The 12,948-nt window shown below is 40.2% G+C and carries 13 protein-coding genes; 12 read left to right on the forward strand and 1 reads right to left on the reverse strand.

Translation table 11 applies throughout. The annotated features are described in order from the left end of the window. Window positions 1-51: 51 nt before the first annotated feature. The 7 genes from IEY03_RS13950 to IEY03_RS13980 all read left to right on the forward strand — a co-directional run bounded on the left by IEY03_RS13950 (window position 52) and on the right by IEY03_RS13980 (window position 6,276). Window positions 52-1,011 carry a class I SAM-dependent methyltransferase gene (locus tag IEY03_RS13950; RefSeq protein ID WP_188842759.1) on the forward strand — a complete coding sequence of 320 codons (960 nt, stop codon included), beginning with the start codon at window positions 52-54 and terminating at the stop codon, window positions 1,009-1,011. 312 nt (window positions 1,012-1,323) lie between these two features. Further along, window positions 1,324-2,106 (forward strand): DUF3450 domain-containing protein, encoded by a 783-nt coding sequence (locus IEY03_RS13955; RefSeq protein WP_188842761.1) that lies wholly within the window; start codon window positions 1,324-1,326, stop codon window positions 2,104-2,106. Further along, window positions 2,106-3,461, forward strand: coding sequence for a MotA/TolQ/ExbB proton channel family protein (locus tag IEY03_RS13960; protein WP_188842763.1), 1,356 nt, complete (start codon window positions 2,106-2,108; stop codon window positions 3,459-3,461). Before IEY03_RS13955 ends, IEY03_RS13960 begins: the two co-directional genes overlap by 1 nt. Beyond that, complete coding sequence (locus tag IEY03_RS13965) at window positions 3,461-3,988, forward strand: MotA/TolQ/ExbB proton channel family protein (RefSeq protein ID WP_188842765.1); 528 nt, start codon at window positions 3,461-3,463, stop codon at window positions 3,986-3,988. The genes IEY03_RS13960 and IEY03_RS13965 overlap by 1 nt, the downstream gene beginning before the upstream one ends. Before the next feature lie 13 nt (window positions 3,989-4,001). Continuing rightward, a complete protein-coding gene (locus IEY03_RS13970) occupies window positions 4,002-4,406 on the forward strand; it encodes an ExbD/TolR family protein (RefSeq protein WP_160053370.1) in 405 nt (134 codons plus the stop codon). A gap of 1 nt (window position 4,407) precedes the next feature. After that, a complete protein-coding gene (locus IEY03_RS13975; RefSeq protein ID WP_188842767.1) occupies window positions 4,408-5,025 on the forward strand; it encodes an energy transducer TonB in 618 nt (205 codons plus the stop codon). Between the two features lie 3 nt (window positions 5,026-5,028). Further along, the gene (locus IEY03_RS13980; protein WP_188842769.1) at window positions 5,029-6,276 is read left to right on the forward strand and encodes a tetratricopeptide repeat protein; all 1,248 of its coding nucleotides are present in this window, start codon (window positions 5,029-5,031) and stop codon (window positions 6,274-6,276) included. Window positions 6,277-6,552: 276 nt separating this feature from the next. On the opposite strand, the gene IEY03_RS13985 is transcribed toward IEY03_RS13980, so the two are convergent. Then, window positions 6,553-7,062 (reverse strand): diguanylate cyclase domain-containing protein, encoded by a 510-nt coding sequence (locus tag IEY03_RS13985; RefSeq protein ID WP_188842778.1) that lies wholly within the window; start codon window positions 7,060-7,062, stop codon window positions 6,553-6,555. A gap of 74 nt (window positions 7,063-7,136) precedes the next feature. Here IEY03_RS13985 and IEY03_RS13990 point away from each other — a divergent pair, with 74 nt between their 5' ends. From IEY03_RS13990 to feoB, 5 genes are all read left to right on the forward strand, one after another. Continuing rightward, window positions 7,137-8,975, forward strand: coding sequence for a DUF885 domain-containing protein (locus tag IEY03_RS13990; RefSeq protein WP_188842780.1), 1,839 nt, complete (start codon window positions 7,137-7,139; stop codon window positions 8,973-8,975). A gap of 83 nt (window positions 8,976-9,058) precedes the next feature. Then, window positions 9,059-9,337 carry a peptidylprolyl isomerase gene (locus IEY03_RS13995; protein ID WP_188842783.1) on the forward strand — a complete coding sequence of 93 codons (279 nt, stop codon included), beginning with the start codon at window positions 9,059-9,061 and terminating at the stop codon, window positions 9,335-9,337. A gap of 81 nt (window positions 9,338-9,418) precedes the next feature. After that, a complete protein-coding gene (locus IEY03_RS14000; RefSeq protein ID WP_188842785.1) occupies window positions 9,419-9,943 on the forward strand; it encodes a GNAT family N-acetyltransferase in 525 nt (174 codons plus the stop codon). A gap of 364 nt (window positions 9,944-10,307) precedes the next feature. Continuing rightward, window positions 10,308-10,547: a FeoA family protein gene (locus IEY03_RS14005; protein WP_188842787.1), complete on the forward strand. Its 240-nt coding sequence runs from the start codon at window positions 10,308-10,310 to the stop codon at window positions 10,545-10,547. Beyond that, the gene (gene feoB / locus IEY03_RS14010) at window positions 10,540-12,849 is read left to right on the forward strand and encodes a Fe(2+) transporter permease subunit FeoB (RefSeq protein WP_188842789.1); all 2,310 of its coding nucleotides are present in this window, start codon (window positions 10,540-10,542) and stop codon (window positions 12,847-12,849) included. The genes IEY03_RS14005 and feoB overlap by 8 nt, the downstream gene beginning before the upstream one ends. The last annotated feature ends 99 nt before the right edge of the window (window positions 12,850-12,948 follow it).

Below are 12,948 nucleotides of genomic sequence, written 5' to 3' on the forward strand. Positions count from 1 at the left end.
AAAGGCTCCTAGTGAGCCTTTTTTATTTTCAAAAAAGATTAAAGGTGGTGTATGAGTCAGCATTGGTCAGACTATTGGGAGCAAGGTTATGTGACCTCTTTTGGTTCGGAGTTAACACAGAACTATCAGGGGGAGTTAAAAAACATATGGGAATCATTCGCAACTAAGCTTCCTGCAAACTTCGAAGTATTAGATTTGTGCACTGGTAATGCTTCATTACCTTTGTTAATTCAAGATTGCTTATCCGAAAATGAACTGAATGGACACATTACCGCAGTAGATCTTGCACAAGTCAAACTGGATGAAAAAAGACATAAAAATAGCAAGATCCACATTGAACTGATTTCTGGCGTGAATTGCGAGGCTTTGCCTTTTGAGTCAGGAAGGTTCGATTTCTGCATATCACAATTTGGAATAGAATATTCTTCAATATTACAAACATTATCTGAAATCAGTCGAGTGCTAAAAGTAAACGGGCAGTGCTTGTTGGTACTACACCATATAGATTCAAGGATATTACAGACAAATCGAAAAATTTATCAATTCATTAACCAACCTCAAGTGCAAAGTTTGTTGCAAAACATGAGTAAGCTAATTTTGGCCATGGGCGAGATTAGTACACATGAAGATGTTATTAAAATAAAGCAAGATCAAGAATGTGAAGCGATAAGAAGTAATATAAATAAAGATATAAAAACACTCATTCAAACTGATGAATTAACAGCTAAAGAAAGCGAATTGATGATGTACGTTGGTCAATTTTTTACTCAAGGTATGTTTTGGCCTATTAGCAAAAAACAACAATTCTTAAATTTTATTGAACAAGAGATATCATCATCAAAAGTAAGACTTACTGAACTGATAAATGCTGCGGTCGATGAAGAAAAGCTGGACAGTATTATCTGTGAAACTAGAAAGCTCAATCTCGGTTTAGTTAAAGCTGAAATGGTGATTGAGAATGAAGAACTGATTGCTTATACATTGTCCCTTCAAAAAGATAATGTGGGTTAAAACCGTTAAAATTAGCCTTAAAATGCCCCAAATTATATACACAATGTATAGAAAATAAGCTTTCAATTTAAAAAGACAGACTAACACCTCTTTCCAGTTCTTTTAGATGTTCCCAAATGTTGACACAGGTCAACATTTTGTGAAATGATGCGAACGGGTCTATGCCTTAACTGGTATAGAAAAGGGAAGAAAAACTAACAATCACAAGAGAAAGATGGACTTACCATTGTTAACGTTTTATTAACATTGTTATCAAACATTTACAATTGTACTTCTACACTTTTTTAATTCACTTCAAATTGGTTGGGAACTATGTCCAAGGTAAGCAATAGAACAAAAATCGCTACTGCACTTGTTGGCGCACTGGCATTAGCTAGTAGCAACTTGGTAGTTGCAAATCCTCTTGCCGATGTGCAAAAGGCGGACAGCAAAATTCACGCAGAATCTGCAGCGTCACAACAAAAGGTTGACAAATATTTTGACCAAGCTCAAGACATGTTGTTTGAGTATGGCAGTGTTGCTGATGAGCGCGAATCGCTGAAGTCTTATAATGACTACGTCGCTGGTTTGGTAGCTGATCAACAAAATTCAATGGATGCAATTCAAACAGACATCAACGGTGTTGACCGTTTACGTCAAGGTGTTGTGCCATTAATGTTTAAAATGGTTGAAGCCTTAGAACAGTTTGTTCAATTGGATTTACCATTCAATACTGAAGTTCGTAAAGAACGTGTTGAAAACTTAAAAAACATTCTTAATACAGCTGAAGTTACTTTAGCTGAAAAATATCGTTTAATTCTTGATGCATACAGCATTGAGCGCGAATACGGTAACTTCGTTGCAGTTCACACTGGTAAGCTAAACCTTGATGGTAAAGAAGTATTAGTTGATTTCTTTAACTTAGGTCGTGTTGCACTTTACGCACAAAGCTTAGATCAAAAAACAGCTTGGATGTATGACGCTGAAGCTAAAACTTGGAACAAGTTAGAAGACAGCTATTTACGCGACATCACCAAAGGTATTCGTATTGCTCGTAAGCAAGGCGCTCTAGACCTATTCGCATTACCAATTCCAGCTGCGGAGACTGCACAATAATGAAGAAGTTAATTACATCAGCGCTAGTAGCTGCAACTTTCTCTTTAACAGCCGGTATGGTTTCTGCTGCAGATGCACCAAAAACTATTGATCAACTGTTACAGCAAGTGAAAGTTGACCGCGCTAACGAAGGCAAAACAAACGCTAAACGTGAAAGAGAATTCCAAGCTGAACGTGGCGACAAAGCTTCTCTACTGAAACGTGAAAAAGACGCTCTAGCAGCTGAAAAACAACGTGGTAAAGATCTTAACCAAGCGTTTTTAGATAACGAGCGTAAAATTGCTCAGTTAGAAGAAGATTTAAAAACAGCTCAAGGTGACTTGGGTGAAATGTTTGGTGTTGTTAAAGGTGAAGCCGGTGATTTCGCTGGTAAACTTGCAGCATCTAACATCAGTGCACAGTTCCCTGGTCGTGATGCATTCATCGCTGAACTTGGTGCGCGTAAATCATTACCAAAAATTGAAGAACTAGAGCAATTCTGGGAAGCTCAATTATTCGAAATGGTTCAATCAGGTAAAGTTGTTAAGTTTGACGGCGCGGTAACTGCTATTGACGGTAATGTTGTCAATACTGCTATTCACCGTGTTGGTCCATTCAACTTAACAGCTGAAGGTAAGTATGTTGTTTTCAAGCCTGAATTAGGTTTAATTCAGCAGTTATCACAGCAGCCTGAAGGTTACCAAGTGAGTGCTGTTGGTTCGTGGGAAAGCACAACTTCTGGTTCAGCTCCTTTCTATATCGATCCAGCTCGCGGCGTGTTATTGAATATCTTCACTAACAAAGCAAGCTTAGAAGACCGTTTAGAAGCTGGTGGAACAATTGGTTATATCATTCTAGCTTTATTAGCCTTAGGTATGTTGATTGCGGTTGAGCGTTTAATCACTCTTACTGTTATTGGCGGTAAAGTGAATAGCCAACGTAAGAATATTGCTAACCCAGGTAACAACGCTTTAGGTCGCATCCTTCAAGTTTATCAAAACAACAAAGATGTTGATGTTGAAACTCTAGAGTTAAAACTTGACGAAGCTATTTTGAAAGAAACTCCAGCTTTAGAAGCGCGTATATCTATCATTAAAGTTATTGCTGCTATCGCACCTATGATGGGTCTTTTAGGTACTGTAACCGGTATGATCGCAACCTTCCAATCTATTCAATTATTCGGTACTGGTGACCCTAAATTGATGGCTGGCGGTATTTCTATGGCGCTTATTACAACGGTTCAAGGTCTAATCGCTGCATTACCGTTAATGTTATTACACGCTGTAGTTGTTGCACGTAGCAAGTCTATCGTTCAAGTTCTTGAAGAACAAAGCGCCGGAATCATTGCAGAGCACGCTGAGAAGAGGGCTGACTAATGATGCTAATCCTGATGGACATATGGGATTCCGTCAGGGGCTTCATGGCCTCCGGAGGCGACGTCCTCTGGTTGGTAGCAGCTGTGCTTTTCCTAATGTGGGTTTTAATGCTTGAGCGTTACTGGTATCTGAATTGGATATCACCAAAGCAACATCAAGCCGTTATTGCTGCATGGGAAGCCAGAGATGAAACACACTCTTGGCACGCACACCGTATCCGTGAAGCTTGGGTGTCCCAAGCGAAGCAAGATTTGAATGCACGTATGCTGTTAATCAAGACCCTAGTAGCCATTTGTCCAATGATTGGTTTATTAGGTACCGTAACCGGTATGATTTCAGTATTTGATGTGATGGCAGTTCAGGGGACGAGTAATGCTCGTTTAATGGCGGCTGGTATCTCAATGGCCACAATGCCTACTATGGCAGGAATGGTAGCAGCTCTTTCAGGTGTTTTCTTTAGCACCCGTTTAGACTCAAAAATGAGAATCAGTTTAGAAAAGCTAAAAGACAGCATGCCTCACCACTAGAGAGAGATTGAACATGGCACGTAAGAAGCATTCCAGTATGGAAGAGGAAGCTCAAATTGATATGACCCCGATGCTAGACATCGTGTTTATCATGCTGATCTTCTTCATTGTAACAACATCGTTTGTTAAGCCATCAGGCTTAGACTACAACAAGCCTAAAGCATCACAGGCTACGTCTAAACCATCGGCAAACATCTTTATTGGCATCAGTAAAACTGGTGTGATTATGATGGAAAACCGTCAGGTTGATATCGAGCGTGTAACAGCTAACGTAGAACGTATGTTAGCTGAAGCACCAGAAGCAGCTGTTCTTATTCAAGCAGACAAAGACACTCAGCATGGCTTAGTGGTTAAAGTTCTTGATAACGTTAAAGCTGCCGGTATCGACAAAATTTCTGTATCAGCGGGGAATGAGTAATATGCTAAGAGCACTCGTATCAATCATCATTGGTGCCGCAGTGACTTTTGGTCTGTTCGCCTTCATGGCATTCTTAGTCGGCGGCGGTGCACAACGCAACGATGAGTCGACTGAGACCCCTGTTATTGAAATTACGATGGATAAGCAGGATTCGAAGGCACAGAAGAAACCAAGGGTGACTCCTAAGCCACCACCACCACCAGAGCAACCACCGAAGCCGGATACTACACCTCCAGATGCTTCAAGCAATATTGATACGAATATGTCGTTCAATATGGGTGGTGTTGAAGCGGGTTCAGCATCTACAGGCTTTAAGCTTGGCAATATGATGACTCGTGATGGTGATGCTACACCTATTGTTCGTATCGAGCCTCAATATCCTATTGCAGCAGCTCGTGATGGTAAAGAAGGTTGGGTTCAACTGACATTTACAATTAACGAATTAGGCGGTGTTGATGACGTTTCTGTTATCAAGGCTGAACCAAAGCGCTTATTTGATCGCGAAGCAATTCGTGCATTAAAGAAGTGGAAATATAAGCCTAAGATTGTTGATGGTAAGCCATTAAAACAACCAGGTATGACAGTTCAACTTGACTTCACATTAGAAAAAGGGAGGTAGATAATGCGTAACGTTACAACTATAGCAACAGCACTACTACTTTCTGTCTGTGGAAGTACCATGTTGGCTGGCACCGCAATAGCAGCTGAAAAGTGTGAAATTGATAAACGTCAATCTCGTGCTGTTGGTGAAAGTGCGGCTAAAAAGGTTCAAAAATCTTTTGAAGCTTATACTGAAGGTAATTTAGACCAGGCTATTTCTATATTATTAGAAGCAAATGCTAAAAACGATTTCGACAAAGCTTATGTCGATCGTATGTTAGGTAACTTCTATGCAGAAAAAGGTCAAATGTCTACGGCTATTAAGTATTTAAAGACTGCCGTTCAAGCTGACATTCTTGGTGGAACAGATCACGCTGCAACAATGCGTTTGTATGCCGATTTGTTACTTCAAGAGCGTAAGTTTAAAGAAGCTATTCCATATTATTATAAGTGGATGGAGTTTACCTGTAAGGCTGATTCTCAAATGTATCGCCGTATAGGTATCGCTTACACTGAGTTAAAAGAATGGAACAAAGTACTTGAAGTTGCTGACAAAGGTTTAGCTTTAGCTGAAGCACCTGATAAGAACTTATATCAGATGAAATTAACCGCATACTTTAACCAGAAAAAGTATAAAGACGCCGTAAAAGTCCTTGAGACTATGGTGCCTTTATTCCAAGACGATAAGCGTCTCTGGGTTCAGTTAGCGCAATTCTATCTGATGACTGAAGATTATGATCGTTCTCTAGCGACTTATGATTTAGCTTATAAAAATGGTTTCTTAGAGACTGATGGCAACATCACTCGTTTGTCACAATTGTTAGCGCAAAAAGGTTCACCTTATAAAGCGGCTAAAATTTATGAGAAACACATGAAGTCAGGTTTAATTCCAGAAAATGAGAAAACTCTTAATATTCTCGCTGGTTTTTACCATAATGCTAAAGAGTTAAAAGAAGCTGCTACCTATTATGGTAAAGCAGCGTCTGCAGGAAATAGCGGTGAATTGTATTTGAAGCAAGGGCGTATTTTGTCTCTTGATCAAAAATACAAAGAAGCGATTCCTGTTTTAGAGAAAGCGCTTGACGCCGGGATTGATAATCCAGGTGAAGCTCAGTTTGAGTTAGCGTTAGTTCACTTAAGTCTAAAGCAATACAAGTCAGCTTATAATCGTGCTGTTCAAGCATCGAAAGATAAGAAGACCGCAAGAAGCGCAAACAGTTATATTTCTTACATTAAAGAAAAAGCACGTATTCATAACGTTGCTCTATAACTTGTTCTTCAACTAAAAAAGCCCCGAAAGGGGCTTTTTTTATTGCTATTTTATATTGCAGTGTTGGTTTTATGGGGGTGATACATTGATGCGTTGCCTATTAACATTGAGCATGGCAATTTTAAGCATATTTATTCAATTAACCGTACTCCACAGATTCTTTTATTCATTGCGTGATGGCAACCACAGTGTTTGATTTGGCACTGTTCAAATAGTTTGATAAGTATTGATATCACTCTGATTGCAATTTTTACTGCAGCATCAGAGGGGGATATTTTAATGGATGTTAATTAGCGCTTGGTGTTGGTCGTGTTCTTGCTCAAGTTTGCTTGATAACGATTCGACTTGTACAAACAAGGCTTCAATATTTTTATCATCACTCGGGGTACAAATCCCGCCAGCGAGTTTATAAGCGATACTGAAGTTATGGTCTTTGCCATATTTTTCTTTAAACAGTTTTATTTGTTCGTCAATTCGCTTTAACACTACTTCAGTACCTTGCTCATCAACATTAAATAATCCTAGCGCAAAATGGTTAGTGTCGAGCCTTGCTATTAAATCTGTCGCGCGTAAAAGTGCTTCTTGAACCTGATTGGTAAATAATTCCAGCAAATGAGGTTGTTTTACTGTTTCATGAATGTGTGGGCACAGATACAATAAAGCTAAGCTTTGTTTTTCTCGTAAATGGCGATGCCATTCACGATTAAACACCTCCATAAAATATATCTGATTGTAAACACCCGTTTCTGGATCTCGGAAACCTGAATTGCGAAAAGAATAGATCATTGAGTAACTCCATTGAATATTCTTTTTTAATTATAGATATGATTTTTGATTCATGTGTAAAAGGAACAATAAAAATGAATAAAACCCTCCTTGCGGCCAGCATATCGTTATTATTTTCGATTCAAGGTTGTAGCGATAATACTGCTCAACAAACATCAACTACAACGAGTACGTCTGCAGCTATGCCTGCTGAGAAAGTCAGTGTTTCTGCTAAAGAAGCTTATTTAACTATGGTAGATGACTTTTTTCAGGAGCAACTTAAGTTAGAACCTATTTATGCCACTTTCGTTGGTGTGAACGAGTATAACGATCAGTTCGGTGATTCTTTATCCGAAAGCTACCTTAAAGCCCGCCATGATCTAAATGCTAAGTATTTTGCCCAGGCTAAAAAGATTGATGTGGATGCTTTACCGTCAGATTTAAAGCTAAGTTACAGTATGTTTATTTATGACCGTGATATGGCTTTGATGAGTGAAACCTACCCAGAACACTTCCTGCCTATGAATCAGTTTTATAATACGGTATTTACCATGGTTCAATTGGGGTCAGGTGAAAGTGCTCAGCCATTCAACACCGTCGAGGATTATCAAAACTGGCTGTCTCGCCTAAACGGATTTGTTACTTGGCTTCAATTAGCGCAAGTTCGTATGGAAGAGGGCGTCAATAGCAAGGTCGTTTTACCAAAAGTGCTTGTCGATAGAATGATCCCTCAGCTTGCGGCACAAGTGGTGAGTAACCCTGAAGACAGTTTATTCTATTCGCCTATCAAGTTATTACCAGACTCTTTCACCGATGAGCAAAAAAGCAATCTTACCCAAGATTATAAGGATTTTTTATCTACTAAGTTAATTCCTGCTTTGACAGATCTTCATCAGTATGTTCAAAACTCATACTTGCCAAACGCAAGAGCATCAGATGGATGGTGGGGATTACCAAATGGCAAAGTGTGGTACCAACATTTAGCCAACAGCCATACAACAACAAAAATGTCTGTTGATGAAATCCATCAAATTGGGTTGTCGGAAGTGAAACGTATTTTAGCTGAAATGGACAAAGTGCGTGAACAAGTAAAGTTTGCCGGCGATTTGACGGCTTTCTTCGCTTCATTATCCTCTGAACCACAGTATTTCTTCACAGACAAACAAGATTTGATTGATGGCTACATGGTGCTCAAAGACTCAATTAATCTAGTACTACCAAACTACTTTAATGTCATGCCTAAAGCCGATTATGTCGTCAAGCCGGTTGAAGCGTTCCGTGAGCAATCTGCTGCTGGTGCATCATACGAATCGCCAGCGGTTGACGGTTCTCGTCCAGGTGTGTTCTATATCAATACGTTCAATTTAAAAGCACAACCTAAGTGGGGCATGACTACGTTATCTTTACACGAAGCAGCACCGGGCCATCACTTCCAAATAGCAATTAAGCAAGAGTTAACCGGCGTACCAGAGTTTCAACGATTTCAGGGTTATACCGCGTTTGAAGAAGGTTGGGCGTTATATGCCGAATATTTAGGCATTGAAATGGGACTGTTCTCAGATCCTTACCAATATTTTGGTAAGCTATCCGATGAAATGTTACGAGCTATGCGTTTAGTGGTGGATACTGGGTTACATGCAAAAGGCTGGAGCCGTGAGCAAGCGATTCAATATATGAAAGACAACTCACCGATGGCCGAGTCTGATATTGTTGCGGAAGTGGAGCGATATATGGCGATTCCCGGGCAAGCCTTATCTTATAAGGTGGGTCAGCTAACCATTCTTAAGCTACGTGCAGAAGCTGAAGCTAAGTTAGGTGATAAGTTTGATATTAAAGGTTTCCATGATCAAATTTTGACGACGGGTTCATTGCCTATGGCTGTGATGGAAACAAAAGTGGCTGAATGGGTTGAGACTGAGTTAGCCAAACACTAGTTGCACAGAGTGTGTCACGTATTCGATTTATGTTAAGGTATGTGGCACTTTATATCTTTATCTAAAAATAAGTAGGAGTAAGAATGGTACAGGCAACAGCAAGACATTTGTTAGTCAGCACTGAAGAGCAATGTAACGAATTAAAACAACAAATCGAAAATGGCGCTGAATTTGCTGATATAGCGAAGTCTTATTCTTCATGTCCATCTGGTTCTCAAGGCGGTGATCTAGGCTCTTTTGGCCCTGGAATGATGGTTAAAGAGTTTGATGAGGTTGTTTTTAGTGCACCTCTTAATACTGTTCAAGGTCCAGTTAAAACTCAATTTGGTTATCATTTGCTAGAAGTGACTAGCCGAGGTTAGTTGTTAATCCAGGCTTAATTTAAGCCAGGATTAATGTTTAAAAGGCGGCTTTTGCCGCCTTTATTGTGTCATGAGAAATAGATGAATATTGCACTTTATAGCGATAGGTTGATAGTTAGAAGCCTGCAACAAGATGATTGGCTCAATTTCTTGATGATGAACCAAGATGTTGAAGTCAATAAATATATTCGTGAATTGGCTGACGAATCAGCAATTCTGTCAACCTTTCAACAACGTTTATCATCTTGGTCTTTAGAAACCGGTCACTGGCTCACCTTAGTTATTGAAACTCTCGATAAACAATTTGTCGGATTAACGGGGTTTTATTGCCAAGATATTCATTCGAAAAGAATGGAAGTGGGGTATTTAATCGCGCCCAATATGCAGGGAAATGGATATGCAACCGAAAGCTTACAGGCGGTAATTGATTGGGGACGATTGCAATTTGATATTCACAAGTATGTCGCTGTGTGTGAACGACGCAATGTAGCCTCTCAAAAGGTGCTAACAAACTTGGGATTCAAATTAGAAGGCGAGTTTTTACAACACACGTATTTGAACGGTAAGTGGGTAGATGATTTTCAATTTGGTCTGCTCCTTGATTAACGTAAAGCCCGTTAACCCACAATAAGATTTTTATGGCTAAAACACCGTTTGCCTTAATAAGTCCTATTACTTTTACAAGTATGTTGATTGTGCCGTTTGCGGTATAGATTAACATTAACCCATCAAACATTAACGTATTTGCTTTTGCGCTTTTATATGGCAGATATCACTTTGCCGTAAAGGTTGAAATCCGCTAAGTAAATTCACGACAAATTACTTCTTTTCCTATGGGCTTTATCACATAATACCAAATACAATTGAAAATAATTCTCGTTAACACTGAAACTTTGATCTAGGTAAAGTTTTCAATGTGTAAGCTTGTTTAGAATTGTCTGGTAATTAATGTTGTATAAGGTGACTTTGAATGAAACTGAGTGAGCTAAGCCCTGGTGATAAAGCGACCATTTGTCAAATTGGACATTTATCTCTTCCGCAAACGGTAAAGCGTAAGTTGCTTTCTATGGGGATTACTCCAAATACTCACTTTAGTTTAGTGCGAAGAGCGCCAATGGGCTCTGGTGTCGAGTTAAATCTTCGAGGTAGTCATATTTGTATGCGTAAAGACTTAGCGGATGTGATTGAGGTGGTAGTACAGCATGACTAAACAATTTCATTGTGTAACCGTAGGTAATCCAAATGCGGGAAAATCGACACTCTTTAATGCCTTAACGGGTGCTAACCAACAAGTGGGTAACTGGTCTGGTGTCACCGTAGAAAAGAAAACTGGCCAATTCTCACTTGCGGGAAATGAGGTTTTTTTAACCGACTTGCCCGGTATTTATGACTTGTTGCCTGCTGGCAACAGCTGCGACTGCTCGCTAGATGAACAAATCGCCCAACAGTACCTAGCAGAACATAAAGTAGATGCCATCATCAACCTCGTTGATGCCACTAATATTGAGCGTCATTTGTACCTAACAGTGCAGCTACGGGAACTGGGTATCCCGATGATTGTGGTATTGAACAAAATAGATGCGGCAAAGAAACTTCAAATAGATATCGATATTGAAGCCATGATTGAAGCATTAGGCTGCCCTGTAATTTGTGTTTGCTCACGCGATTTAAGCGATGTTGAATCGGTTAAAGCGGGGGTGTTATCTATTGTTAATGGCGAAATAGCAGAAAAAGCACTGCAACTTGAATATCACCCAGAAATTGAACAAAGCGTCATCACCTTACAACAACAATCCGAGTTGCATCTTTTACCTGCTTTGAGTCGGGGCCGTGCCCTTGCAATGCTTGGTAATGGCAATGGCTGCGGAGCTTGTGACAGTAGTCAGCTCAAAGAGGTTGTCAGTGCTTGTACATTAAAAGCTGAAGCCAGTGGTGAAGACATTGAAGTGATGGTTGCTGCTACGCGTTATGACTTTGTTGAACAAATTTTTAAGGCTTCGGTTAATGTCGGTCAACACCTAAGCATGACAGATAGACTCGATAAATTCGTACTGCATCCGTTGCTTGGCATACCAGTATTTTTATTGGTGATGTATTTGATGTTTATGTTCAGTATCAATGTCGGTAGCTCATTTATCGACTTTTTTGATATTACCGCAGGTGCCATTTTTGTTGATCATTTTGGCGCCATGCTCAGCTCAATAGGCTCACCTGAGTGGTTAGTGACTATCCTTGCTGGCGGTGTTGGTCAAGGTATTCAAACTGTTGCCACCTTTATTCCCGTTATTGCGGCATTATTTTTGGCATTATCTGTGTTAGAAGCCTCAGGTTATATGGCCAGAGCCGCCTTTGTTGTTGACGGCTTAATGCGCCGCATTGGTCTACCGGGTAAAGCATTTGTGCCTATGATTGTAGGTTTTGGATGCTCAGTTCCAGCAATCATGGCAACCCGTACGCTAGGCAGTGAACGTGAGCGAATTGTCACTGGCATGATGGCACCGTTTATGTCGTGTGGTGCTCGTTTACCGGTTTATGCGTTATTTGCAGCGGCTTTCTTCCCTGAGTCGGGCCAAAACTTAGTATTCTTGCTGTATATCATTGGTATTTTTGCGGCGATTGGCACGGGCTTACTTCTACGTCATACTGTGTTACCCGGAACCAGCAGCGCAGTGGTCATGGAGCTGCCTAGCTATGAAATGCCAAGAGCCAAAGCGGTATTTTCTCGAACCGTAAAACGGACCAAGAGTTTTATCTTGGGCGCGGGTAAAACCATTGTTATTGTTGTTACGCTACTTAACTTCATCAATGCGATTGGCGTTGATGGCAGCTTTGGCCATGAAGATAGTCAAGAGTCACTACTCAGTGTTGCCAGTCAGCAAGTTACCCCTTTGTTTGCTCCTATGGGGATTGAGCAAGACAACTGGCCTGCAACCGTAGGTATTATTACTGGTATTTTTGCTAAAGAAGCGGTTGTTGGTACACTCAACAGTTTGTATAGCTCAGCTGACTCAGGTGATGAAACCTTAGCGCCATTTAGTGATACCTTCATCGAGGCGTTAACAACTATTCCACAAAACTTATTGGGTATTGCCCCAGAAGACCCACTGTCAATTGATGTTGGAAGTGTTGAGAATATCGATACAGCTGCAGAAGAGTTAGCGGTAGATAAATCAACCTTTAGTGCACTACAGTCAGGTTTTAGTGGCCAGGTTGCGGCGTTTTCTTACCTGCTGTTTATTTTGCTGTATACGCCTTGTGTTGCCGCAATGGGCGCGCTAGTGAATGAATTTGGTATGAAATGGGCACGTTTCGCCGCATTATGGACATTTGCTTTGGCATATGGCGCCGCGACTGTCGTGTATCAAGGCGCAACGTTTGCTAAGCACCCATTACAATCAACTGTTTGGATTGGTTTCTTTATGCTGGCGTTAGTGGTTTTCTTCATGTGGTTAAAGAAGAAAGGCCAAAAAGCCCAGCAAATTATTCCTGGTATTAAAATTATTACCAGTTAGGATTATTAAAAGATAAATTTTGACCAATAAACCCAGCTTTTGCTGGGTTTATTGTTTTTTTCGTTATTTTTTTTGTGCAATAGTTGTAACTGCTACAGA

It is taken from the genome of Shewanella aestuarii (genome assembly GCF_014647215.1).
GTDB classification, from domain to species: Bacteria; Pseudomonadota; Gammaproteobacteria; order Enterobacterales; family Shewanellaceae; genus Shewanella; species Shewanella aestuarii.